Source organism: Achromobacter sp., assembly GCF_049647645.1.
Taxonomy (GTDB): Bacteria; Pseudomonadota; Gammaproteobacteria; order Burkholderiales; family Burkholderiaceae_B; genus Achromobacter.
Genome location: NZ_JBARYB010000099.1, coordinates 85,826 through 109,285, shown reverse-complemented (window position 1 = coordinate 109,285; position 23,460 = coordinate 85,826). Strand labels below are relative to the sequence as shown.

The following is a 23,460-nucleotide window of genomic DNA, read 5'->3' as shown; positions in this document are numbered from 1 at the left end:
CCCAGGGTTTGCGCCGGCTGGCCGGCGCTGCCGTATTGGCCGGCGTTGCCCTGCCGGCGCTGGGCTGGAACCCGGCGCTCCTCTCCAGCGCCTCCGCGCCGGGCGCCGCGCGGCTGGAGCAGCAATTGGTCGAGCAGGTGCGTCCGAGCGAAGCTGCCCAAGCGTCGCCGCGCGCAAGCGGCCCGCTCGCGTCGCTGCCTGGCGCCAACGGCTGGCTGAATTCGCTTCCGCTCAGCGCTGCCGATCTCGACGGCAAAATCGTGCTGGTCGACTTCTGGACCTACTCCTGCATCAACTGCTTGCGCACGCTGCCCTATCTGAAGACCTGGCACGATAAGTACAAGGATGCGGGGCTGGAAGTGATAGGCGTGCATGCGCCCGAATTTGCCTTCGAGAAAAACGCCGCCAACGTGCGCCGCGCGGTCGAGGACCTGGGCATCCAATACCCTGTAGCCCAGGACAACGGGTTCCTGATATGGCGCGCGTTCCGCAATCAGTCCTGGCCCGCCTTCTATCTGCTCGATGGCCAGGGCCGCCTGCGGTACACCGTCGCGGGCGAACACGATTACGAGCAGACTGAGCGCATGATCCAGCGTCTGCTTGCGGAAGCGGGCCGGACGCTGCCCGACACCGGCGTCGCCCTGCCCCCGGCTCGCGGCGTGGAAGCGCCCCCGCAGTGGTCCACGCTGCATTCGGGCGAGAGCTACCTCGGTTACGGCAAGGCCACCAGCTATGCGCCGGGCGGCACCCGGATCAGGCAGGACCGGGACACGAGCTATGTCGCCGCCGCCGAACTGGGCGCCAACCAGTGGACGCTGGCCGGGCCATGGCGGCTGGAGCCGGAGCGCGCAGTGGCCGCCGGAAACAACGGCCGCATCATCCAGCGCTTTCGCGCGCGCGATCTGCACCTGGTGCTAGGCCCATCCGCCGACGGCCGGCCGGTGCGCTTTCGCGTCACGCTGGATGGCAGGCCGCCACTGGCCGACCACGGGACAGACGTCAACGAACAGGGGGAAGGCGTGATCGACCGGCAGAAGCTCTATCAGCTCATCCGGCAGCAGACGCCGGACCGGGACCGTGTCTTCCAGATTGAATTCCTGGAGCCAGGCGCCGAGGCTTATGCCTTTACTTTCGGCTAGGCAGATCGGCACTATCGGAACGCGGTCATCGCCCAAGGCGGCATACAAGGGCAGGGCCGCCTCTTTCGAAGTTGTGTCATTTCCTTTCAGTTTTAGGCGGAGAACAGGACAAAGATCCGCGATGTCCCAGCAACCACACAAACCGAAGTGAGCGGGCGCGAAAAATCCGCTTCTGAGTCAGCAACCGAACAAGTTGGAAATAATGCGAAATAAATTGCGCCACGCCCTCCGCTAAGGTCATTCCAGCCACGACTTGGAGGAGAGCGAGCATGAAGGCCATCGGTTCTGCTGCGATTCTGTCTGCGACTATCGGCTTTTCCCTGCCCGGCGCAACCCTGGCTCAGGTGTATGAGAACGGGAGTTCGACGGCGACTTTCAATGTGTCCCTGACCGTGCAGGCGAATTGCACGATCGCCGCCGATCCGCTGGTGTTTCCGTCCACCGGCCTCCTGAGCGCGCCGGTAAACCAGGAAACGACGCTCAGGGTCACCTGCACGAATACCACCCCCTACAACGTAGGCCTGGATGCCGGGACCGCCACCGGGTCGACGGTTGCGAACCGCCTGCTTGCGGGTACGGCCCCGGGCAACACCGGCACCAATGTGGGCTACCAGCTCTACCAGAACGCCGGCCGCACGACGGTGTGGGGCAACACGCAGGGCACGGACACCGTGGGCGGCACCGGCACTGGCACGGCCCAGGCGTTGACCGTCTACGGCCGGGTTCCGCCGCAGGCCGCCCCCACGCCGGATACCTATCAATCGACGGTCACGGCCACCGTCTACTTCTGACCCCGGATCGACATGACGACGCTTGGGATCGTTCGCCAGGCGGCGGGAGCCTGTCTCTTCGGCATGGCGCTGCATGCGCATGCCGCCAGCCTGCAGATCTCGCCGGTGATCCTGAACATGGACGGCGCGGAGCGCGCAACGAGCATGACCTTGCGTAACGAAGGCGCCGAGCCCATCTATGGCCAGGTCCGCGTCTATGCCTGGCGCCAGACCACGACCGAGGATGTGCTGCAGGAGACATCGGCCCTGGTGGCCAGTCCGCCCATGATCCAGATCGCTCCGGGCGGCACGCAAGTCGTCCGTCTCTTGCAGCCCGAGGCCGCCAAGCGCCCCGGCGAGGCGTCGTACCGCCTGATCATCGACGAAATCGCGCCGCCCGACCCGTTGCGCGCAACGGGCGTGCAGGTGCGGCTGCGCTACTCCGTGCCGGTGTTCGTGGGAGCTGTGCCGCAGAGTCCGGCACAGCGGCACCTGACCTGGTCCCTGGTGCGCGACGGCCGCGATTGGGCCTTGCGGGTCGACAACAGCGGCGCGCACCGCGCGCAGCTCAGCGATGTGGCGCTGGTCTTCAACGGCAAGCGCCACAGCCTGCGGGACGGCTTGCTCGGCTATGTCCTGGGCGCCAGCGCGCGGCAGTGGCCCCTGCCCTTCCAACCCGCCATGCACGGGGCGATCACGGTCGATGCGCGGGTGAACAGCGTTCCCGTCCAGGCCGACGTGCAAGCCGATAACGGGAAGTGACACATTGCGCGCGCGCTGCACAGCTGACACTGATGCTCGCCGTCGCAGCCGTTCATTGCGGCGTGCGGGCGCAGCCCGCCCCTGCGGCGGCCATGGGGCAGGCGGCCATCGACGTCTATCTGAACGTCAGCTTCGGCGGCCAGCCCAGCCATCAAATCGCCCGCTTCGAGGACGAGCATGGCCGCCTGTCGGCGCGCGGCGCGGACTTGCGGGGGATGGGGATCGATACCCGGGCCCTGGGCATATCGGACGAGGCACGCGTTCCCCTGGAGCGGATTCCGGGCCTGAAGTACCGCTACGACGCAGCCGCGCAAGACGTCGATCTTGACATGCCGGTCCGCTATCGCATCCCGAACCGCATCGATGCGCGGGGCCTGCCCCCAGTTGCCGCCGCAACGGCAGATCGGGGCCTGCTCATCAATTACGATCTTTATGCCCGCACCGACCGCGAGAACCCGCTGGCGCTCTGGAGCGAACAACGCTATTTCGACAAGCACGGGGTCTTCAGCAATACGGGTACGGCCTATCTGTATCGCGACCTGCGGCGCTATGTCCGCTTCGACTCCAGTTGGGCCCGCTCCGATCCGGCCACGCTGACCGCCACCCAGGTGGGCGACACCATTTCCGGATCGCTGGCCTGGTCGCGCTCGATACGCATGGGCGGCCTGCAATGGCGGCGCAATTTCTCACTGCGGCCCGACCTGGTCACATTTCCCATGCCGGATTTCGCCGGCAGCGCCGTGGTGCCGTCCGCAGTCGATGTCTACATCAACAATATCCGGCGCTATTCCGGCAATGTCCCCAGCGGCCCTTTCGTGGTGGACAACGTTGCCGGCATCACGGGCTACGGACAGGCGAATCTCATCACGCGCGACGCCCTGGGCAGGCCAGTGTCGCAGTCGGTTCCCATCTACATCGACACGCGGCTGCTGGCGCAAGGCATGTCCAGTTATTCGGTCGAAGCAGGCTTTCTGCGCCGCGCCTACGGCTGGCGCTCGTTCGACTACAAGGACGATCCGGCCTTCAGCGGCACGTGGCAATACGGCGTCTCGAACGCACTGACCGTGGAAGCCCACGGCGAAGCAAGCGCCGGCCTGTACAACGCGGGCGCCGGCATGCTGGCGAAACTGGGAATGGCGGGCGTCATCAATGCGTCCCTGGCCGGCAGCGCGGGCAGGAACACGGGCCTGCAGGCCGGCCTGGGTTACCAGTATGTGGACGAGCGCTATTCCATCGACATACAAAGCCTGCGCGCAATCTCGGATTATGCGGATCTGGCGGGCAACGACGGCATCCCTGTGCCCCGCGCCAGCGACAGGGCGACGCTGGCCGTGCCATTGGGCGGCGGGCAGACCGTATCGCTGAGCTATATCGGGCAACGCTATCCGGGCGTCGAGGCCGCCCATATCGGATCGGTGGCCTACAGCACACGCCTCGGCAATCGCGCCACGCTGACCATGAGCGCCTATCAGGACTTCAATGACAGCAACAGCCGCGGCGCATTCCTCAGCCTGGGCATCACCCTGGGCGACGTTTCGCTCAATGCCATGGCCGGACGCCAGGACGGCGGCGCGTACACCAACGCCAGCGCGATCCGCAGCCCCGACTATGGCGGCGGATTCGGCTGGGGCGTGCAAGCCGGCACCTACGAGGCGGGCCGGTACGAGCAAGGCTGGGGCCGCTATCTGGGACGCTACGGCGAGATCACACTGGGCGCGCAGCGCTACGACGGACGCACCACGGGAGAACTCGACGTCAATGGCGCCGTAGTGTTCATGGATGGCGTGGCGCAGGCCTCCCGGCGCATCGACGACGGCTTCGCGCTGGTTTCGACCGGCGAGCCCGGCCTGCCCATCCTGCATCAGAACCGGGTCATCGGCCATACCGGCTCCGACGGCCATATGGTGGTGCCGGACCTGAACAGCTATCAGACCAACACGCTGGAACTCGACGGCCTGGACCTGCCGCCCAACGCGCAGGTATCGGCCTATGCGCTCGACGTGGTGCCGCAGTCCCGGTCCGGCGTGCTGGCGGAGTTCGGCATCACCCGGGAAGCCGCAGCCACTGTCGACCTGGTGGACGGCGGCGGCAAGCCGCTGCCGGTAGGCGCGCGCGTCGTGCACAGGGAAAGCGGGTCCGAAAGCGTGGTGGGCTATGGCAGCCAGACATTCGTGCGCAACCTGGGCAAGCTCAATCATCTGGACGTGCGCGGGCAGGATCTGGCATGCACTGCGCGGTTCGCCTTCCAGGCGCCAGCCGACGGCGGCCTGCCGCGCCTGGGGCCAGTGGCTTGCGTGGAGCCGCAGCCATGAAAAAGCTGATTGCCGCGTTGTTGCTGGCGGCCCTGTGGCTGACGGGAAACAGCGCGCAGGCGCAGACCTGCACCGTGTCCATGGCCCCCATCGCGTTTCCGAACGTCAATCCGGTGCTCGGCTCGTCGGTGACACAGACCGGCACGCTGACAGTGACCTGCACTTGGGGACTGCTCACAGGAGGCTATGCCCGGGTGTGCGTGAACCTGGGCATCGGCAGCGGCTCGACCGTGCAAGACCCGCGGCAGATGGCCAATGGAGCCAATCGCCTGCAGTACCGGCTGGCGCCCAACACGTCCATGAGTCCGTTGTGGGGTTCGGCCGCCAACGGCTCGACGCCCGTCGTCGTCGACCTGACCCAGCCCCTGCTGGGAAGCCAGGCCAGCGTCAACCAGCCCATCACCGGGCAGATCCTGCCAGGCCAATACACGGTGCCGACGGCCAACAACGCCACCACCGCCTACTCGGAAACCTTCCCCGGCGTGGCGACCTTCAACTATGGATTCTCCATCCTGGTCCGGCCCGCGTGCGCGTCGCTGACCTCCCGTGGCAGCTACAACTTCACTGTGCGCGCCAATGTGACCAACAACTGCACCATCTCCGCCGCCCCGTTGAACTTCGGGTCCATGGCGGACTTTCGCTCTGCCCGCCTGGCCAATACGACGCTGGCGGTGCGCTGCACCAACAACGATGCCTACCGGATACGCTTGAACGGGGGCCAGAACGGCACCGTGAGCCAACGCTACCTGCGAGACGCCACAGGCACGCGGCTGGTAAGGTATGACCTGCACACGTCGGCGGACCGCACGGTTCCCTGGGGGGACGGCACCGCGGGCACCGCATTCGTCACGGGCACGGGGACCGGCAACATCCAGCAGGTGCAGGTCTATGGACGGGTGCCCGCGCAAGCAGCGCCGCGTCCCGGGCAATACAGCGACGTGGTGACCGCCACCATTGAATTCTGATGGTCAGAACACCACCGTCCAGTGCTGCTCGCCCATCGCGCGTTGCGCGTGCCAGGGCGTTCCTTGGGAGCAGCGCACCGCCGGACGGGCCGGACCTGGACTGACCGTGCAAAGGCTGGGGACCGTAAAGCGCACCAGCATCGGCGCAAGAGGCGCGGACTTTGCCTGGTGAGCCGCCAGGCCGACGCTGCCCGCAAGCAATAGTCCCAACGCCGGGAAGAAAAACTTGGACGCCATGAAAAGCTCCAGACCAGAGTTGAGCCACTTGCAGTAACGGCGACGCGCGGATTTTCTTAAGCATGGCTCGGCCCGCCCCCTTTTTTTGGCAAGATCGCACAGGAGATTCTCTAGTGGTTGGATCCGCAACGACAGCATCGATTCCTTTCCCGCCCCGCATCCAAGCCGCCCCCCGCTGGCGGCGCCGATACGAGAGGCCATGGTTGGCGGCCCTGCTGCTGGCGGCGATGCTGTGTTGCCTGTCCTTATCCTGGCAAGCCCAGGCCGCCGGGCTGCTGCAACCGCAAGCAACGGCGGCTTCGTCCTCCGCCCTGACCCCGGCCGCGCTGGCCGACCTGTTGGAAAATCCCGAAGCGCGCAAGGCGTTGGTCGACGAGTTGCGGACGCAGGCGGCCGGCGCGAAGCCCGCTACCTCCCGCTCCCCTGGTACCGCCGCGGCGCCCGCACAGCCCGCCGAACCCGGCCTGCAGGAGCGCATGGCCGACAACGTCCAGCGCTTCCTGACCGGTCTCGCGACCGACATGGGACAGGGCGTCGAAGACATGCGCGCGCTGGCCTCGGGCGACAGCCTGCGGATGGACAGCGACGCCGCGGGCCATGCCTTGAAGCCTCTCGCGCTGGCCGCCGCCGCCACCATCCTCGCCTTCATCCTGCTGCGGATGATCGCCATGTACGTCTATGGCCGCATCGACCGCTGGGTCGCCGAACAGCGCCATCATCCCGAAGCGCCTCCCAGGCGCGGCGCGCCGGCCTCCATGCGCGTGCTGTCCCGGCGCGCGGGCGCCATCGTGGGCGCGCTGGCCATCGACGCAGGCGTGGTGCTGCTCGCCGCCATGGCGGGCGGCGCCGCGGCCCTGTGGGGCACGCCCGGCCGCGGCTCGCTGGACTCGCTGGCGGCCGTGTTCCTGCGGGCCTTCGTGTCGGTGGAAATCGTCAAGGTGCTGATCCGCACGGTGTTTGCGGTAAAGCATCCGCACCTGCGCCTGCTGCCCATGACCGACGACAACGCCAAGTACTGGAATGCCTGGCTGCTACGCATCGCCACCGCAGCCGGCTATGGCACGCTGCTGGTCGATCCCGTCGTGTCGGCTTCGCTGTCGCCTGCGCTGGGCCGGTTGGCCAATCTGCTGATCATGCTGGCAGTCTACGTCTACGCCGTGCGCGTCATATGGCGCAACCGCCAGTCGGTGCGCGAGCATCTGGACCGGCGCGCGGCCGGCGCGACCACGTTCATGGGCTCGCGACTGCACATCCTGGCGCGCGTGTGGCATGTGCTGGGCATAGGCTACTTCACCATCCTGCTGGTAGTCAGCCAGGTGGATCCGACCAACGCGTTGCCCTTCATGGCCCGCGCCACCGCGCAGACCCTGCTGGTGATCGGCGTGGGCAGCCTGCTGATCCTGCTGCTGAACGCCGTGCTGGCCAAGCCCATCAGGTTGCCGGACGACCTGCGCAAGCGCCTGCCGCTGCTGGAGGCGCGCGTCAACGCCTATGTGCCGGCCACCTTGAAACTGGTCGGCCTCATCATCCGCATCGTCCTGGTGCTGCTGGTCCTGGACGCGTGGCGCGCCTTCGACCTGTCGCGGTGGCTGGCCTCGGATTCCGGAGGCGCGGCCATCAGGATGACCGTGAACATCGCCATCGTGCTGCTGATCGCGGCCCTGGCCTGGACCGTGATCGCCAGCATCATCGAACACCGTCTCAGCCAGAGCGAGGGACGCGGCATGCCCAGCGCCCGCGAGCGCACGCTGCTGGCGCTGTTCCGCAACGCCGCGCTGATCGTCATCGTGACGATGACGCTGATGGTGCTGCTGTCGCAGATCGGCATCGATGTCGGACCGCTGATTGCCGGCGCCGGCGTGGTCGGCCTGGCCATCGGCTTCGGCGCGCAGAAGCTGGTCCAGGACATCATCACGGGGATCTTCATCCAGCTTGAAAACGGCATGAACGAGAACGACGTGGTGCAGGTCGCGGGCGTGTTCGGCACAGTCGAGAAGATGACGATACGCTCGGTCGGCATACGCACGCTGGACGGCGGCTATCACCTGGTTCCGTTCTCATCCGTCGACGTCGTGACCAACCACATGCGCGACTTCTCATACCACCTGGGCGAATACACCATCGCGCATCGCGAAAGCGTGGACGACGCCATCTTGCATCTGCGCGCCGCCTTCGCCGAGCTGATGACCGACACGGTGCTGGGGCCCGAGATCCTGGAAGACATCACGGTCGCCGGGGTCACCGCGGTCAACGAAAAGGGCGTGACCATCCGGATCCTGATCAAGACCACGCCAGGCATGCAGTGGGCCGTGCAGCGCGGCTACAACCGGCTCCTGAAGAAACATTTCGACGCCGCCGGCATCGAGCTGCCCTATCCGCACACGGTGCTGTACTTCGGCCAGGACAAGCGGGGATACGCGCCGCCAGCCAATGTGGTCATGCAGCCCGAGCGTCCCGACGAAGGCGAGAACGCCCGCGCGGCCGGGCACACCCGGCGCCCGCTGGAACCCGCGCCGCGCGGCGAGGATTCGACCGAAGTGCTGGGCAACGAGCTGGAGGCGCGCGAGGAAGGCGAAGCGCCGCGGACATAGCGACACGCGCCGGACATGGGAAGCGCATTGCGCGAGGCTGGCAGCGGCAGGCTGCCGCCTCGCTTTTGCGAGCCGCCGGTCTATCCGTCTACTTCCCGTAGGTCGCGATCACGGTCTCCAGCGGCACATGCCCCTTGCAGAGCCCCGAGTAGACGGGGCTTGCGCCATCTTCCAACGCGACGGCATATCTCACCGCGGGGTCGCTTTCCAGGCGCTGCCGCAACGCCGCCAGCTTGGGCCAACGCGATCGAGCCGCGACCTCATGGAAATCCAGCCAGCGCGCCACGCCGACCAGCACGGCGTCGGCCAGCGTCGGACGATCGCCCATCACGAACAGCGTGTCGCCCAACATCGCCTCGATCTTGTCATGGCGCTCGATGACGCGTTGTGCACCCCAGGCCCGCAGCGTTTGCTGCAATGCCGGATCGGGCGGGTCCATTTCCAGGGCGACCCAATGCGGAGTGAAGGCCGCGGTGAAGCCGGTGTTCAGGAAGGCCATGAACTGGTGCATGCGATCGGACTCGGGCGAAAGAGGATCGAAACTGATCCTGCGTTCGCTGTCCCGGTTCTCGATCCACCGCGCAATCGCCATGGTCTCCGTAAAAACAGCGCCCCGCTCGCTGACGAATGCGGGGGTCTCGTGGCGCGCATTGATTCGCGCATAAGAAGGCAGCCGCATTTCCCCAAGCATGTCCACGCGGCACAAGCGATACGGTTGTCCCAGCCACTCCAGCGCAGCGACCAATCCCATTGAACTTCCCAGCGGAAAGCCATAAACCAGTATGGGTTCCAAGATGATTTTCTCCGTAGATGAGGGTTAAGCTGCGCAGCGGATCGAATTCTACGGATCTGATAGCCTAAGTAAATTACGCACATTTTTGTCACCACGACTCTCCCATGAAAGACTTGGTTTCGCGCTGCCCCATCGAAGAAGTCATGCAGATACTGAGCGGCAGATGGCCGACGCTGCTGATCTACTACCTCAAGGACGGCACCAAGCGCTTCAGCGACCTGCGCCGCGACAATCCGACCATCTCGCATCGGATGCTGACGCTCGAACTGCGCAAGCTGGGATTGGCCGGCATCGTCCAGCGGACCGATTTCGACGGCTATCCGCGGCGCGTGGAGTATGACCTGACGCCTGCGGGAAAAGCACTCGTGCCGCTGCTGGACGCGTTGGGTGATTGGCGGGAAGGCCTTTTCCCCTAGCCGGGCATCGCCGCCAAGGCCACCGCGCCGTTCTCCGGCGCCGGGCTGCCCCCTTCCGCCAACAGCCCCATCTCGTAAGCGAACCGGAAAAGCTCCACATCGCGGTCTACGCCCAGCTTTCGCATGGCGCTGGCCTTCTGCGAACTGATGGTCTGCTTGCTGCGCTTGAACTGCTCGGCGATCTCGTTGATCGACACGCCAGACACATATAGCCGCACCACCTCCGTCTCGCGGCGCGTCAACCGCGGGACGGGCTCGGTTTGCGCAGCCGGGCGGTCATTCAGGGCAGCGCGAAGCTTCGGAGAAAAATAGGTCGCATCAGCGTGCACCGCGTGGATCGCCGAAATGAGGTGTCCAATAGCGTCGACCTTGCTCAGAACCGCACGAACCCCAACCTTGACCATCTCTGCCACTATCCCTCCGTTCTCGATGGTTGTGAACACGATGATCTTGAGATCCGGATAGCGTCTACGCAGAAACGACAGCATGGTCATGCCATCGCCAAATTCCCCTCCAGGCATTATGTAGTCAGTGACCAGGATGTCGCATTGCGACTGCGCCAGCAAATCAAAGATCTCGGTTGAATTTCTGGCTGTTCCCACTATGGAGATCGTGTGGAACTCGGCGAGTTGATACGTAACGCCTGTGATCAACGCAGGATGATCGTCGGCGAGGATGAGAGATATCTTCATGCGTCACCCCGCTAGACAGCTTTTTCGTCTGAAAATATCACCAATGTAGTACCCGGCCCCGCCGCATCATCTAGTACATATCAGAGAAATCCGTAGGGTCCTTACGAAAAATCCCACAAAAGCCGGGCGCTCCCCGAGAGACAGCCATTGATCGGCAACAGATGATTTCGCAAGCGGAAAGGTAGCGGCAAATAGGCCGCAGAATTTTCCCGCCGCCTCAGACAACGCTGATGGCTATGCGGTCGAACGCGCCGATATCATCCCTCCGGGTCAGTCTCCGGATTTCCCTCTTTCGCCCCGGATACACCAACCTCACCGGGAGCCTCATGGCATGACAGCCGTCGCCACAGATCGATCCGAACCCATTGCCTGGGGAATATCGCTGGCCGCACATGCCGGGTATCCACAGCCATCCATGCATATCCACGCTTTGCAGGCGCAGCCCTTGTGCCTGCAAACGCAAAGCGCCCGCCTCCGCCCGTATGAGGAAAGCGAGAACACCTCCACGGACCATGCGGTATTCGGCGTCGACGACGGCCGTCGCGCCTGGATCAAGAATTGTTGCCTGACGCTTTCGTGCCGGGTCAATGGCGCCGAAATGCGGCCGGGCGAACGTTGGATGCTGGCGGACCGGGACCAGGTGACCGTCGGGCTCACGCAGCTATTGGTGGTGCAGTCCGACTCTACCCAACAGTGGGACGCGTGGGCGGGAAAGCTACCCGGGAGCGACGCTCCGGACGAAGCGGCCGCACTCGAAGCGCTGCGTGCGCTTGACGACCCTTTAACGGAGGGCGGAATGCTCGCCCCCGAAGAGCGCCCGCACAATCGCGGGCTTGCGATCCCGGATGCCGCGCCGCGCGCGCAGCAGGACCCGTTTCAGGCGCTCGCCGCCGAGTTTGACCAGGCGATTCTGGGCACCCATCAAGGAGCGCGCGCCATACACACGGCGACAGCCAGCGGCCCGCAAAGCGCGCTCCCCCCTCCGCCGGATCCGTTTGATGCGGCATCGCCTGGCAGCGGCACACGCATGCTGTTGGAAGGTCTGCTATCCGAGGTCACCGACATCAACGCGATCCTCCTGGGCATGAACGAATTCGAGGCCAGCGAATTCTTCGCTGAAGCGCCTCATGAAGATGTCCTGCGGCTACTCGCCGGCAAGGCCGGCGAGCCGGCTGGCGCCAGGGCGCTGGCGGCGCTCTCCCGCCGCGAGCACCATGACCTGTCGATCGACAGCTACTTCGAGCAAGACCTTTCAGAACCCACGCAATAGGCGGCCTTCCACTCATGCCACACACCGAAGAGCAAACCACCGAACCACGTGACTCGCTGCGCCATCTGCTTGACGGACACACGCTTGCACACACGATCGAAGATACCGTTATCCAGGTGCGGAAAAATCCAGCACAGGTCAGCTTGCGCTGGATGCTGTTCCAACTGCTATGCCTCGAGGGAGAGTGGGAACGAGCGCTCACGCAGTTGCAGATCTGGGCCAGTCTCGATACCCGGCATCTCCGCGAAGCCCAAATGCTACGCGAACTCCTGCGCGCGGAGAGCTATCGCGCGGAAGTCATGGAAGGCCGCAAGCAACCCGGTTGGCTGGACCAACCGCCCCGCTGGGCCAGCCTGTTGATCCAGGCGGCCGAAGCCATGCGGGCGGAAGATCCACGGCAGACGGACATGCTTAGAACGCAGGCGCTCGACCTGGCGCCGGACGAACCTGGACACGCCAACCCCGGCCCGACCTTTGGCTGGATCAGCGACAGCGATTCCCGTCTGGGTCCGATGTGCGAGCTCATGTTCTCCGGCGGCTATCGCTGGATTCCGTTTTCCCGCATTGCCTCATTGTCCTTTCCTCCCGTAACCGCGGCACTGGACCTGGTATGGCGGCCGTGCAGCGTCACATTGCGCGATCTGACGGTTCTCAACACCTATCCGACCGGAACGCCGGGCGTTGGCTATCGCGTCAAGTATGTACGCGCGAGCGGGAGGGAAGGCCTGGAACCGAGACTCCGAGTAGTCGCCGTGAGCTTCGTTCGATGCGATGGGCGCCAGGCGGTCGGGCAGCAAGTGCTGCAGGGCCGGATCGATGTAGCGGCCGCCAGCCTGAACCCTTCGCAGTGCGCGGAGGATGATCTCGTCGGGGGCTCGTTTGGTCACATAGCCGTGTGCGCCAAGACGCAATGCCAACGCGACAATGCTGGGATCGTGCGAGGCGGAGAAGACCAGTATGCGGGTTCGGGGGTGTCTACGACGCCGCGGGCCGGCTTGTCGGCCGACGGCGCGTGGATCAGGACGATACGACTTCGCATACCCTGCTTTGGGAAGGCTCGCGATTGGTTCAGGAAGGGGGGCCGGGGCGGCGCGTGACATATCTCTATGAGCCCGCGCCGGCTGGATGGCTCTCGTATGCGCCGGCGGCGCGGCTGGTGCAGCGGAAGGCCTGCGCGAAGATGCCCTGGTCCGCGCCGGAAGTGCAATATCTGTTTGCGGACGCCGCAGGCCGAGTGCATGCCGTGGCGGACGATAGGGGTTGCTGAACAGCGCCGAGTTGTCGCCCGGCGAGTACGACGTCTTACGAAGCCTGGCCGCTGGCGCCAATGTGATGGAAATCGCGGCCCAGCTGCGCAAGAGCCCAAAAACCATCAGCACGCAAAAGGCTGCGGCCTTTCGAAAGCTTGGCGTCACCACCAACAACGGCCTGTATCGCCTGGTCGGCAAGACTGTGGATTCCGCTCAACGCGCCGGTGCCAGAGCGAAGAGCCGCTCTGGCTTGGGGCAGTGCTGATCATGCACTGACGTGACTTCCACGGGCCTCCAGGCGCTCTCGCCGTATTTGCTCCCCGAAAGACCGCCAGCCAGTAAACTGCGCCCTTATCTCGGTGCCAACGAGCTGGCCGAACGTATACACACTCTGGAGAGCTACACGCGATGATCCGTCATCTGGTCCTTGCAGCATCGTTGGCCACGGCAGGCAGCGCCGCCGCCGCCCCCTCTTTCAACTGCGCCAAGGCCACGACTCCGGTCGAAAAAGCCATTTGCGCCCAGCCGGCGCTGGCCGAACAGGACGCGGCCATCGCACAACAGTACAAAGCAGTGCGTGGCAAACTCGATGCCGAGGCGGCCAAATCGCTGACCGCCGATCAGCGCTATTTCCTGAGCGTGCGCGACAATATCTATGCCGATCCCTACACGGGAAGCACGCCGGTCAAGGAGATCGGCACCCGCATGCGTTACCGCCTGGATTTTCTGAAGTCCATCAATCCGCAGCCGCCGGCCGGGTATGTCGGCAAGTGGAGAAACGTCGAAGGCGAAATCGAGATCACTCAAACCGCCGATGGCCAGTTGTTCGTGGCGGCCAACTCGGCCCAGCCCTACCACGGCCGCTGGGTCTGCGATTTGAGCGGCAAGGCGGTCGCCTCCGGTGATAGCCTGCACGTCACCTATCAGGACGGGCCGCCCTGGACCCTGGACCTGACGCGCCGCGGCGCCGTGCTGGTGGTGCACGAAACGCCGCCCGCCGGGGTGGCCAACGACGGCTTCGGCCCGCCGTTCTGCGGCATGAATGGCAGCCTGGAGGGGGCTTGGTTCGCGGTGCGCTGAACACTGGGGTATTGGGCATGCTGAATGGACTTCGTTCCGCCCCCTAGAGAGCGGCGGGACGCCATCACTCCATGCTCAACAACCGTCGCTCTCACGCATGGTTGATCAATGCGGCCGCGTCGAAAAGATTCGCTAGATAAGTGAGGGCTTCGGAAATGTCGGTCTCTATCAATTTCCGTGCCTTGCCACCGTCTCGCTCACGCAAAGCGTCGCACAACTCATATCGCCAACCCGCGCGCACTTGCTGCACCATGCGGATGAAATCTGGATGCAACAGCCGGATGTAGGGACCGGTCTGCAGCCACAGCATTTCGATGTGCCGCACGAGTACAGGCATTTCGCTTGCCCGGTAAAGAGCGACCTGAAACTCGGCCACCTTCTGCGTGTCCTTTGCGATATCGCCTGAACGGCGGGCCGCCTCGACCTCGCCCGCCAACCGCTCCAGTACCTTGATGTCCGCCGCCGTTGCATTCGCAGCGGCGCGTTCAGCAGCCAGGCCTTCCAACGAAAGACGGATGTCCCGTAGCTCCAGCACCCGTGCTTTCGACAATATGGGCACACGCACGGAGCGGCTGTGCTCCTGCGTCAGCACGCCCTCCGCAATGAGGCGGTGCAGCGCCTCTCGAACCGGGGTCAGGCTGACCTCGAATTCCGACGCGAGTTGCCGCAGCAGCAGTTTTTCTCCGGGCGCGAAACGCCCGCAGATCAGAGACCCACGAATGCCTTGATAGACGCTCTCGCGCATAGCTGTTTCTGGGGTTGCTTCGGACATGACACGCTGCATGACGGAGTTGAATGTGACATAAAACAGGGCCAATTCTCCCAGAATTTCGCACGGCGCACTCCGGCGTCCTTGCCTAGCTACGTGGCAAGGGATTTCCCTGGCATTATTTTGTGATCACATTAATATCTATTAGTGATATATTTCTGCAACAGAATCGACACTCCAGGGATTCGACATGGCCAACACCACGTCCCAGAATTGCAGCATTGATGCCAGCCCACGCGCGCACCTAGCCCTCGCCGCCTTCCTTGCCCTCTCGAGCCTGGGGACAGCCGCCGCGGCGGCTGACTTTCCCAGGAACGAAATTCACCTCGTCGTAAATTACGGCCCCGGCGGTAGCACCGATGTAGCTGCGCGCGTTCTGGCCAAGGGCATGGAAGCGAGACTGGGCCGACCCGTGGTGGTCGAAAACAAGCCCGGTGCGCTCGGTACGCTCGGCCCAAGCTATGTCGCGCGCCAGGCGCCAGACGGCTATACCGTCGGCGTGGTCACTTATTCAACACAGGCCATCCTGCCCCACCTGATGAAGCTCCCCTATGCCGATCAGGATTTCGCCTTCGTGGCTGGCGTGGGGCGGTACCGTTACGGCATCGTGGTGCGCGCCGATTCCCCCTACCTCACTTTGCAAGACTTGCTGAACACCGCCAAGAAGGGAGATGGCGTTTTTCTCGGCTCACCCAGCGCGGCAGTCAACCTCGCAGTGCTCGAGCTAAGCCGGCAGACCGGAGGCAAGTTCGAACAAGTCCTGTACAAGTCCGGCACCGAGACTGTTAACGCGCTCCTGGGCAAGCAAATAGACGTCACCGTCGCGAACCCCTCCGACGTTCTACCGCACATGCAAGCCGGCAAACTGCGAATGATTGCGTCAGTCGGTCCGATGCGTTGGCCCGAGTACCCAGACGTACCAACTCTTAGGGAGAGCGGCTGGCCCGTGCAGATCGACTCGTCGATCGGGCTTGCAGCCCCCCTCGGCACTCCGCCCGAGGTGCTTGCCATTTTGCAAGATGCAGCCATCGCAGCAGTCCGTGATGGCGCGACGCTCGAGTCGTTCGACAAGTTGGGCATGGACGCAATGCCGCTGAACGGCGCCGAATATGCTGCACAGCTATACCAGGGCCTCCAAGAAATGGGACAGATGATTCGCGACACGAGAATGCCGCGAATCAACTGACCATAACAGCCATGGGATCATGCTGACCACCGCATGATCGTCGACTCGCCATACTCGATCATTGATTTCCTGCACATTGCTGCAACAGAGTTTGAACTGTCATGAACACCGAATCCTTGAAAATTGTTGTTGGCGGTTTTTTCCACGAAACCCATGCATTCAGCCCTCGCCGAACCACGGCAAGCGCATTCACATGGATCGAAGGTTCTGAACTCATAACTGCGATGCAAGGTGCAGGCACCACCTTGGGAGGCATCGTTTCGGAGCTGACGCAACGGGAGCACATCGTGATACCCGCCCTCTTCGCCGAGGCGGCGCCTGGCGGCCCCGTCGATGAGGACGTGTATGAGAATCTCCTAGCGCGGTTCAAGACAAGCATCGAAAGCGCTCTTGACCAATTTGGACGAATCGACGGCATCGCGCTGGAGCTGCACGGCGCCATGGCCACCCCTTCGATCAGCGATGTCGAAGGCAACTTCCTTAAACTCCTGCGCGCCTGGGTGGGCGAGGACGTGCCAATTGCCGTCGGCCTGGATCTCCACTGCCACATAACGGCCGACATGCTGAGTGCGGCGGACATTGTCAGCGCCTGCAAGGAAAACCCCCATCGCGACGTCATGGACTGCGGCCGCCGCTGCGTCCAATTGCTGGAGGCCGCGGTCCGCAAGGAGATCAGGCCGGTCTCGGTGCTCACCAAGGCGCGCATGATTCTGCCCGGAAATGCCGACACCAGTTCTGGCCCGCTCCAAGCGCTGCACGAGCAAGCCCGCCAGATGCTGCGTCAGCACCCAGCGGTATTGGATGTTTCTCTATTCAACGTTTTTCCCTATGCCAACGGTCAGGCCATGGGCCAGGGCGCCCTGGTCATCACCGACGGCGATGCCGTGCTCGCCGCCAAGTTGTCCGAAAAGCTAGCGAGCGATTTCTGGCTTCGGCGTGATGAATTTCTGGATACGCTACCGACTGTAGAAGCCGCTCTCGACAAGATTCAGGAAAACCCAAAAGAGCGGCCATTTCTTTTGGCGGACATGGGAGATCGTGTGCTTGCTGGAGCGCCAGGCGACAGCATTGAAATCCTGCGCCATGCGCAGCATCGCCAGCGGCCACTACGCGGCGCCGTCACAGTGACCGATGCACAGGCGGTCCAACAGGCGCATGCGCTTGGCGTCGGAGCTCGCTTCGCTGTCAGACTCGGGGGCCTTGTTACGCCTGGCCTGTCGTCGCTGGAAACCGAGGTCGAGGTCATCGCCTTGGGGCCGGGCAGCTACGTCGTGAGCGGGCCATACAAGCAGGGAACGCGGATTCAACTTGGCCTGGCAGCTACTTTGCGCATGCCCGACGGTTCCGTCGTCATCGCCACCAGTCAGCCTGGGCTGATTCACGATCCACAGGGGTTCCGCAGCCATGGCGTCGAACCCATCGAATTCGATTTTGTCGGCATAAAGTCCGGCTACCACTTCAAGCTGAACTTTGCGGGCATCGGAACAGCGCTCGCTGTCGCCACCCCAGGTCTTAGCATCTATGCTCCCCGCCGCTTCGCCTGGAGCAACGGTCGGATTTGGCCTGAGCACGACGTCACGGCAGATCCCCTCCTGGGACCGTGGCACTCGGCTAATCGTTTCGCCTAAGCCATTGCGGCATAGCGCGGCGCGTGGCGCACCGATATCTGGCCGGCTATTGCCACGGGCGCCCGGCGCATCGGCGGAAGCGCTCGCCACGGTAGTTCGTCTTCCCGCCCCGCGCGGCCGGAGCGCGACATCTTTCATGCCTCGCGGATAGGCCTTCTCGCAAAACAGCAATCACATTGAACGTCGATCTTTCGGCGGGCATTCGCGCGTCCACGGAACTGGGCGTTCTCACAGAAATTTCGCGGATCACTATGGATCGTCCTGGCCACATACGGGAATTCCCGATCTATTTTTGTGATCACAAATTAAATAGTTCGTGATATCTTAATTTTTCATTCACTTTCACATAAAGCACCTGCCATGACGACGCCTCATTCCCCTCTATCCCCGCGAATCGAATTTCCAGCCACCGGCACACCCTGGCCAACGCTGGAGAAGCGCTTGGATGACGCCAAGAATGGGGACTACCGCTGGGACGAAGGCAGGATGGCGCTCTATGTCTATTGGCTGGATGACGCGCTCGGCGCCGTATCGAAGAACGCCTCGGCAAAGTACTTCATGGAGAACGGCCTGGGTCGCAAGGCGTTCCCCAGTGTCCAGCGCCTTGAATCCGAAGTCATCGACATGGCGCTGTCCTTGTTCAATGCTCCGGCTGGCGCGGCCGGCAGCTTCACATCGGGGGGGACCGAGAGCATTTTCCAGGCGGTGAAATCGGCGCGTAGCCTGAAGAGAGCGACTGGGGCTGTTGCCAGCCATGAACGGCTCAAGATCGTGGTTCCGCGCTCAGCACACCCGGCCTTTAACAAGGCCGCGTATTACCTGGACATGGACGTGCAGCGTATTGCCATCGGCGACGATTTCCGGGTCGACGTCCAGGCGTTGAATGCCGCCGTTGACGACCGCACGGCACTGATCGTGGGTTCCGCTCCTGCATATCCGCATGGCGTCTACGATTCGATCGCCGCACTTTCGGAGGTCGCGTTGAAGCACCAAGTCCCACTGCATGTGGACGCGTGCGTGGGCGGATTTCTCGGCCCGTTCATGAAGCTCAATGGCGAACCCATTCCTGACTTTGATTTCTCGCTGCCTGGCGTCACAAGCATGTCGGCCGACATCCACAAGTACGGATTCGCCGCGAAAGGCGCCTCGCTGATTCTCTATCGCAACGACATCTTCAAACAACACCAGCGCTTCGAATTCGACGATTGGCCCCGTGGCCACTACGAGACGGACACCTTTCTCGGTACACGCCCGGCCAGCCCCGTCGCCTCGGCTTGGGCGGTCTTGAACTACCTGGGCACAGAGGGATATCGGGGTATCGCCAAGATCGTCGCCGATACGCGCAATCGCATGATCCAAGGAATCGAGGATATCGACGGCTTGGAGGTTCTCCGTCCTCATAGCGAGCTCTCTTTCGTGCTTTATCGATCGCGCGATCCATCGGTCGACATCAACGCTGTCGCCCAGGAGCTGGACAACAAGGGATGGTTCGTCGGCGTCGGCGTGGATCCCGTGGCAATCCATTTCATGGTGAATCCGGTGCACCAATCCATCATGGACAGGTACCTGGACGACCTGCGCGCAGCCGTCAAAAACGTACGCGATAACAAGCTGACGGCGCAAACCAACGCTCATACCTACTGAGCACCCAAGCGCTATAGCGCCAACAAGAATAGGGGGAGTCGACATGACAGCAATCACCATTGCGAACCTGTCCAAGCATTACGATGGCACGACCGCCTTGCGCGATTTGAATTTGCACGTGGAACAGGGGGAGTTCCTGACCATCCTCGGCCCTAGCGGCTCCGGCAAGAGCACTACGCTGGCCTTGATCGCCGGGCTTACGCTACCCAGCGAAGGAGCAATCTTCCTCGGCCCGCGCGACGTCACCCGACTCCCCCCCGCACAGCGCAATATCGGTCTCGTCTTCCAAAGCTATGCACTTTTTCCCCATTTGTCGGTGCGCGAGAACATCGCGTTTCCCTTGCGAATCCGGCACAACGACGCCGCCGCAATAGACAGGAAGGTGAAGGAAGTGCTCGCGTTGCTGCGCCTGGACGGTCTGCACAGCCGTCGGCCCGCGCAGCTATCCGGCGGGCAACAACAGCGCGTGGCGCTCGCGCGAGCCCTTGTCTTCCAACCCGACATCCTGCTGCTTGACGAACCGATGGGAGCGTTGGACAAACAACTGCGCGAAGAGGTGCAGGTGGAATTGCGGCGCCTGCAGCGTTCTCTGGGTACGACGACCATCCTTGTTACCCACGACCAGGAAGAGGCATTGTCCATGTCTGATCGGGTGATGCTCCTCGCCGATGGCATGATGCAACAGGTCGGGTCGCCGCAAGAAATCTACACACGGCCAAGCAATTCTTTTGTGGCCGGCTTTTTGGGAACAGCCAATTTCCTGCATGGCCGTCTTGCGACGGCAGGTTCCAATTTCATTCTTGACCTTGGAGAAGGGGAAAGGCTGGTAGTCCATCCCTCGGGACAATCACAACCGCCATCGGACGGCGATCTCGTGCAGGCGATCGTCCGGCCCGAACGGGCCACGCTATCCGCCCCATCCGCCGGGCACGCAGGCCTCAGAGGGCGCGTCCTGGACATCGTTTATCTGGGGCAGTCCGTACGCTATCACGTCCAAACCCGCCAGGCGCGTCCTTTCATAGTCGCCGCCGGCGACGAACAAGTCCGGTTCGCCATCGGAGACCATGTCGCTCTCTCGTGGCCAGAAGATGCCGTCTGGCTGCTTCCGGCCAAACGACGCGCCGCAATAGCGCCTCCCCTCGCCGCTGCCACCCACCTGCATTAATGGAGTCCTTCATGGAACGTCGCACTTTCATCAAGTCGTCGCTGGCCACCATGGGTGCGTGCGCCGCACCTGCCTTGGCGCATGCCGCAGCATCAGCGTCGGAAACGGTCAAGTCCATCCGCATCATCGCGGCCGGGGGCCAGTCCGGCGAGGCTCTCCAAAAAGGTTACATCGATCCCTACACCGCGCGCACCGGCATCAAGGTGCAACGGGAAGACACCACCGGGACGCCCCTGGGAAAACTGCGGGCGATGGTCGAATCAGGGCGCATCGACGCCGTCCTGCACGAAATCGGCGGGCCCGCCCTGGCCCAAGCCATGGCGCTTGACCTGATTGCGCCTTTGGACTGGGCGCAGATCGATCCCGCTGCGATGTTCCCCGAGGCTCGGCACACACATGGCATGGGATATCAGTATTTCTCTGTCGCGTTATCCGGACGGGCCGATGCCGCTCCGTTGGCCAACTGGAAGGATTTCTGGGATACAGCGAAGTTTCCGGGCGGGCGCTCATTGCCCGATATCCCGTACTACTCCCTACCCATCGCGCTGCTTGCCGATGGCGTGGCGCCCGAGAACCTGTATCCGATCGACTTTGATCGCGCCTTCGCCAGCCTGGAGCGGATCAAATCGCACGTACCGGTATGGTGGTCCAGCGGCGCCCAGCCCGCGCAACTGCTGTTGGATAACGAAGTCCGCTACGCGGCCTCCTATTCGGGCCGCGTAGCGGGAAACCCAAAGCTGCGGCTGGAATTCAATCAGGGGCTACTCAATATCGGCTACTTCGTCATGCCGCGAGGCGCTGCACCAGGCCAAGCCAGCGCCGCCTTTGGTCTGCTCCATCAGATGACGTTGCCTGCTTCCCAAGCGGAAGCAGCGAAGATCATCCCCTATACCGGCAACAGTCCCCACCTGGACAAGCTGCTCCCGCAGGACAAGCTGGCGCAGTTCCCGACGAGCCAGGCCAATCGGGAGGTACAAATCCTCCCCAATGAAGCATTCTGGGCCGCCCATGCCTCCGTGGTCGAAAAGCGGTGGCAACTCTTCAAGTTGGGGCTATGAACATGCACCCGACACCCAAACACGCTGCTCGGCAGCGCAGCAGCCGAGCGGAGCTAAAGCTGGTCGCACCATTGCTCATGCTGATGGTATTGGCTTTCAATCTACCGCTACTCGACACGCTAATCCGCAGCTTCGGCTGGCCACATCCGACGCTGGCGCACTATGGCGAGCTGCTCGGCTCGCCGCTCTATCTGAAGGTCATTGCCAATACCTTCATCATCTCCGCGCTCGCCACGCTGGCCTGCATGGCGCTAGGCTATCCCTTGGCATACTGGATCAACGGTCTGGCTCCCAGGGCACAACTCTTCGCCCTTGCGCTCGTGGTCATCCCATTCTGGGTTAGCGTGCTCATCCGTACCTATGCCTGGATCATCCTGCTGGGCAACGCCGGCATCGTCAACGGCCTGTTGCAAGCTGGCGGTCTCATCGACGGTCCGATCGCATTCCTGTACAACCGCGGCGGCGTAACTCTCGGCGTGGTCAATGCCCTGCTGCCCTTTCTGGTATTGCCCCTGTACGCGGCAATGCGCAAAGTCGATCCACGACTCCTGCACGCGGCGCGATCCCTGGGATCGACGGAATGGACGGCATTTTGGCGAATATTCTTGCCGTTGACTCTGCCTGCGCTCGCAGCGGGAGGGCTCTTGGTGTTCCTGATGGCTCTCGGCTTCTACGTAACCCCCATGATTCTGGGCGGCGGACGCGTGCCAATGTTGGTCAACATGCTTGATTTGCTGATCAACCGCATGCCCGACTGGAACCTGGCATCCGCCATTTCCATCGCCCTGCTGCTTGCCTGCCTGGCTCTGTACGCCACAAGCAGAAGGCTTGGGCCACTCAATCTACGTTCGTCATGAGGTCTCCCATGTCGTCAAGGCTTCTAGTGGAAGAATCCAAGGCTATGCAGGGCAGCAAGAGAATCCGCACACCAGGCCGCGCCGTACTGGCCGTCTATGCATCTCTAGTCCTGTTCTTCATTTGCATTCCCGTCGCCATCGTGGTGCCGATGTCCTTCTCGAGTTCCAGCACCCTGGAGTTCCCTCCGCCTGGCTACTCGTTGCGATGGTACGAAGCATTCTTCGGCGACCCGCGATGGATCGAAGCACTCCGGAACTCCGTATTCATCGCACTGATTTCGAGCCTTATCGCTCTTTGCCTCGGCAGCGTCGCCGCATACGGACTGGTTCGCGGCAAGTTCCGTGGCCGGTCTCTACTCGAGTTGAATTTCGCGGCGCCCATGGTGGTACCGCACGTCATTACGGGCGTCGCACTCTATATCTTCTTTGCCAACATTGGCCTGCTCGGGACCATGGGCGGACTCGTTCTGGCGCACGCGGTGCTGGCCGCGCCCTATGTCGTACTGGTGGTGTCCACCGGTCTGGCCACGCTCGATGTCCGCGTCGAGCAGGTCGCTTGCACACTTGGCGCATCGCGCGCAATTGTGCTTTGGCGGGTGGTCGCGCCAAACATGGCTCCCAATCTATTCGCTGCCTGGCTATTCGCTTTCATGATCAGCTTTGACGAAATCACTGTCACGATTTTTCTGGCCGGGACGCACGACACGATACCCAAGCGCATGTTCACTCAGCTTCTCGAACGCATCGATCCCACCATTACCGCAGTGGCGACGATGCTGGTCGCGGTTTCCATCCTTATGGTGGCGGCGATCGCCGCGCTGATGCGACGCCCGAAATTGGAGCGCAGCAGCACCGGGTAGAAGTTGCGTTGCTGCC

Annotated in this window: 22 protein-coding genes; 18 read left to right on the top strand and 4 right to left on the bottom strand. The window is 63.1% G+C overall.

The features are described from left to right. The 5 genes from WBB14_RS12235 to WBB14_RS12215 all read left to right on the top strand — a co-directional run. A partial coding sequence (locus WBB14_RS12235; protein ID WP_424240053.1) for a thioredoxin family protein occupies positions 1-1,139 on the top strand: 1,139 nt, incomplete at its 5' end. A gap of 269 nt (positions 1,140-1,408) precedes the next feature. Further along, on the top strand, positions 1,409-1,930 hold the full coding sequence (locus tag WBB14_RS12230) for a Csu type fimbrial protein (protein WP_424240052.1): 522 nt from the start codon (positions 1,409-1,411) through the stop codon (positions 1,928-1,930). 12 nt (positions 1,931-1,942) lie between these two features. After that, positions 1,943-2,671 (top strand): fimbrial biogenesis chaperone, encoded by a 729-nt coding sequence (locus tag WBB14_RS12225; protein ID WP_424240051.1) that lies wholly within the window; start codon positions 1,943-1,945, stop codon positions 2,669-2,671. A 32-nt stretch (positions 2,672-2,703) separates the two neighbouring features. Then, positions 2,704-4,983: a fimbria/pilus outer membrane usher protein gene (locus WBB14_RS12220; protein ID WP_424240050.1), complete on the top strand. Its 2,280-nt coding sequence runs from the start codon at positions 2,704-2,706 to the stop codon at positions 4,981-4,983. After that, positions 4,980-5,948 (top strand): Csu type fimbrial protein, encoded by a 969-nt coding sequence (locus WBB14_RS12215; RefSeq protein WP_424240049.1) that lies wholly within the window; start codon positions 4,980-4,982, stop codon positions 5,946-5,948. The genes WBB14_RS12220 and WBB14_RS12215 overlap by 4 nt, the downstream gene beginning before the upstream one ends. A gap of 3 nt (positions 5,949-5,951) precedes the next feature. Here the strand turns inward: WBB14_RS12215 and WBB14_RS12210 are convergent, their stop codons facing one another. Next, positions 5,952-6,185, bottom strand: a complete 234-nt coding sequence (locus WBB14_RS12210; protein ID WP_424240048.1) for a hypothetical protein — start codon at positions 6,183-6,185, stop codon at positions 5,952-5,954. A gap of 227 nt (positions 6,186-6,412) precedes the next feature. On the opposite strand from WBB14_RS12210, the gene WBB14_RS12205 reads away from it, so the two are divergent. After that, positions 6,413-8,776, top strand: coding sequence for a mechanosensitive ion channel domain-containing protein (locus tag WBB14_RS12205; RefSeq protein ID WP_424240056.1), 2,364 nt, complete (start codon positions 6,413-6,415; stop codon positions 8,774-8,776). 88 nt (positions 8,777-8,864) lie between these two features. On the opposite strand, the gene WBB14_RS12200 is transcribed toward WBB14_RS12205, so the two are convergent. Further along, a complete protein-coding gene (locus tag WBB14_RS12200) occupies positions 8,865-9,569 on the bottom strand; it encodes a glutathione S-transferase family protein (protein ID WP_424240047.1) in 705 nt (234 codons plus the stop codon). Between the two features lie 104 nt (positions 9,570-9,673). Here WBB14_RS12200 and WBB14_RS12195 point away from each other — a divergent pair, with 104 nt between their 5' ends. Further along, positions 9,674-9,985, top strand: a complete 312-nt coding sequence (locus WBB14_RS12195; protein ID WP_424240046.1) for a winged helix-turn-helix transcriptional regulator — start codon at positions 9,674-9,676, stop codon at positions 9,983-9,985. Here the strand turns inward: WBB14_RS12195 and WBB14_RS12190 are convergent. Further along, complete coding sequence (locus tag WBB14_RS12190; protein WP_424240045.1) at positions 9,982-10,677, bottom strand: response regulator; 696 nt, start codon at positions 10,675-10,677, stop codon at positions 9,982-9,984. The two genes, WBB14_RS12195 and WBB14_RS12190, sit on opposite strands and share 4 nt — an antisense overlap. A 331-nt stretch (positions 10,678-11,008) precedes the next feature. On the opposite strand from WBB14_RS12190, the gene WBB14_RS12185 reads away from it, so the two are divergent. The 4 genes from WBB14_RS12185 (at position 11,009) to WBB14_RS12170 (ending at position 14,277) form a co-directional block, all read left to right on the top strand. After that, complete coding sequence (locus WBB14_RS12185) at positions 11,009-11,947, top strand: TagK domain-containing protein (protein ID WP_424240044.1); 939 nt, start codon at positions 11,009-11,011, stop codon at positions 11,945-11,947. Positions 11,948-11,961: 14 nt separating this feature from the next. Next, complete coding sequence (locus tag WBB14_RS12180) at positions 11,962-13,044, top strand: type VI secretion system accessory protein TagJ (protein ID WP_424240043.1); 1,083 nt, start codon at positions 11,962-11,964, stop codon at positions 13,042-13,044. A 163-nt stretch (positions 13,045-13,207) separates the two neighbouring features. Then, entirely contained in the window at positions 13,208-13,462 is a 255-nt protein-coding gene (locus WBB14_RS12175) for a response regulator transcription factor (RefSeq protein ID WP_424240042.1), read from the top strand. Positions 13,463-13,605: 143 nt separating this feature from the next. Further along, on the top strand, positions 13,606-14,277 hold the full coding sequence (locus tag WBB14_RS12170) for a lysozyme inhibitor LprI family protein (RefSeq protein WP_424240041.1): 672 nt from the start codon (positions 13,606-13,608) through the stop codon (positions 14,275-14,277). Between the two features lie 91 nt (positions 14,278-14,368). Here WBB14_RS12170 and WBB14_RS12165 read toward each other — a convergent pair whose 3' ends face one another. Next, positions 14,369-15,049, bottom strand: a complete 681-nt coding sequence (locus tag WBB14_RS12165; protein WP_424240040.1) for a GntR family transcriptional regulator — start codon at positions 15,047-15,049, stop codon at positions 14,369-14,371. A gap of 187 nt (positions 15,050-15,236) precedes the next feature. Between WBB14_RS12165 and WBB14_RS12160 the strand changes: the two genes are divergently transcribed. The 7 genes from WBB14_RS12160 (at position 15,237) to WBB14_RS12130 (ending at position 23,444) form a co-directional block, all read left to right on the top strand. Then, positions 15,237-16,232 carry a tripartite tricarboxylate transporter substrate binding protein gene (locus WBB14_RS12160; protein WP_424240039.1) on the top strand — a complete coding sequence of 332 codons (996 nt, stop codon included), beginning with the start codon at positions 15,237-15,239 and terminating at the stop codon, positions 16,230-16,232. Between the two features lie 101 nt (positions 16,233-16,333). Beyond that, positions 16,334-17,860 carry a M81 family metallopeptidase gene (locus WBB14_RS12155; RefSeq protein ID WP_424240038.1) on the top strand — a complete coding sequence of 509 codons (1,527 nt, stop codon included), beginning with the start codon at positions 16,334-16,336 and terminating at the stop codon, positions 17,858-17,860. Positions 17,861-18,301: 441 nt separating this feature from the next. Next, on the top strand, positions 18,302-19,504 hold the full coding sequence (locus WBB14_RS12150; protein WP_424240037.1) for a pyridoxal phosphate-dependent decarboxylase family protein: 1,203 nt from the start codon (positions 18,302-18,304) through the stop codon (positions 19,502-19,504). Positions 19,505-19,547: 43 nt separating this feature from the next. Further along, positions 19,548-20,669, top strand: a complete 1,122-nt coding sequence (locus tag WBB14_RS12145) for an ABC transporter ATP-binding protein (RefSeq protein WP_424240036.1) — start codon at positions 19,548-19,550, stop codon at positions 20,667-20,669. An 11-nt stretch (positions 20,670-20,680) separates the two neighbouring features. Then, positions 20,681-21,727: an extracellular solute-binding protein gene (locus tag WBB14_RS12140; RefSeq protein WP_424240035.1), complete on the top strand. Its 1,047-nt coding sequence runs from the start codon at positions 20,681-20,683 to the stop codon at positions 21,725-21,727. A 2-nt stretch (positions 21,728-21,729) separates the two neighbouring features. Further along, a complete protein-coding gene (locus tag WBB14_RS12135; RefSeq protein WP_424240034.1) occupies positions 21,730-22,584 on the top strand; it encodes an ABC transporter permease in 855 nt (284 codons plus the stop codon). An 8-nt stretch (positions 22,585-22,592) separates the two neighbouring features. Then, positions 22,593-23,444: an ABC transporter permease gene (locus tag WBB14_RS12130; protein ID WP_424240033.1), complete on the top strand. Its 852-nt coding sequence runs from the start codon at positions 22,593-22,595 to the stop codon at positions 23,442-23,444. Positions 23,445-23,460: the final 16 nt, after the last annotated feature.

Bases quoted from the DNA above. Each gene is read 5' to 3' on its own strand.
- WBB14_RS12165 (WP_424240040.1), bottom strand. From the start codon at position 15,049: ATGTCCGAAGCAACCCCAGAAACAGCTATGCGCGAGAGCGTCTATCAA.
- WBB14_RS12190 (WP_424240045.1), bottom strand. From the start codon at position 10,677: ATGAAGATATCTCTCATCCTCGCCGACGATCATCCTGCGTTGATCACA.
- WBB14_RS12160 (WP_424240039.1), top strand. From the start codon at position 15,237: ATGGCCAACACCACGTCCCAGAATTGCAGCATTGATGCCAGCCCACGC.
- WBB14_RS12225 (WP_424240051.1), top strand. From the start codon at position 1,943: ATGACGACGCTTGGGATCGTTCGCCAGGCGGCGGGAGCCTGTCTCTTC.
- WBB14_RS12170 (WP_424240041.1), top strand. From the start codon at position 13,606: ATGATCCGTCATCTGGTCCTTGCAGCATCGTTGGCCACGGCAGGCAGC.
- WBB14_RS12145 (WP_424240036.1), top strand. From the start codon at position 19,548: ATGACAGCAATCACCATTGCGAACCTGTCCAAGCATTACGATGGCACG.
- WBB14_RS12130 (WP_424240033.1), top strand. From the start codon at position 22,593: ATGTCGTCAAGGCTTCTAGTGGAAGAATCCAAGGCTATGCAGGGCAGC.
- WBB14_RS12135 (WP_424240034.1), top strand. From the start codon at position 21,730: ATGCACCCGACACCCAAACACGCTGCTCGGCAGCGCAGCAGCCGAGCG.
- WBB14_RS12230 (WP_424240052.1), top strand. From the start codon at position 1,409: ATGAAGGCCATCGGTTCTGCTGCGATTCTGTCTGCGACTATCGGCTTT.
- WBB14_RS12220 (WP_424240050.1), top strand. From the start codon at position 2,704: ATGCTCGCCGTCGCAGCCGTTCATTGCGGCGTGCGGGCGCAGCCCGCC.
- WBB14_RS12185 (WP_424240044.1), top strand. From the start codon at position 11,009: ATGACAGCCGTCGCCACAGATCGATCCGAACCCATTGCCTGGGGAATA.
- WBB14_RS12140 (WP_424240035.1), top strand. From the start codon at position 20,681: ATGGAACGTCGCACTTTCATCAAGTCGTCGCTGGCCACCATGGGTGCG.
- WBB14_RS12205 (WP_424240056.1), top strand. From the start codon at position 6,413: ATGCTGTGTTGCCTGTCCTTATCCTGGCAAGCCCAGGCCGCCGGGCTG.
- WBB14_RS12180 (WP_424240043.1), top strand. From the start codon at position 11,962: ATGCCACACACCGAAGAGCAAACCACCGAACCACGTGACTCGCTGCGC.
- WBB14_RS12155 (WP_424240038.1), top strand. From the start codon at position 16,334: ATGAACACCGAATCCTTGAAAATTGTTGTTGGCGGTTTTTTCCACGAA.
- WBB14_RS12195 (WP_424240046.1), top strand. From the start codon at position 9,674: ATGAAAGACTTGGTTTCGCGCTGCCCCATCGAAGAAGTCATGCAGATA.
- WBB14_RS12210 (WP_424240048.1), bottom strand. From the start codon at position 6,185: ATGGCGTCCAAGTTTTTCTTCCCGGCGTTGGGACTATTGCTTGCGGGC.
- WBB14_RS12215 (WP_424240049.1), top strand. From the start codon at position 4,980: ATGAAAAAGCTGATTGCCGCGTTGTTGCTGGCGGCCCTGTGGCTGACG.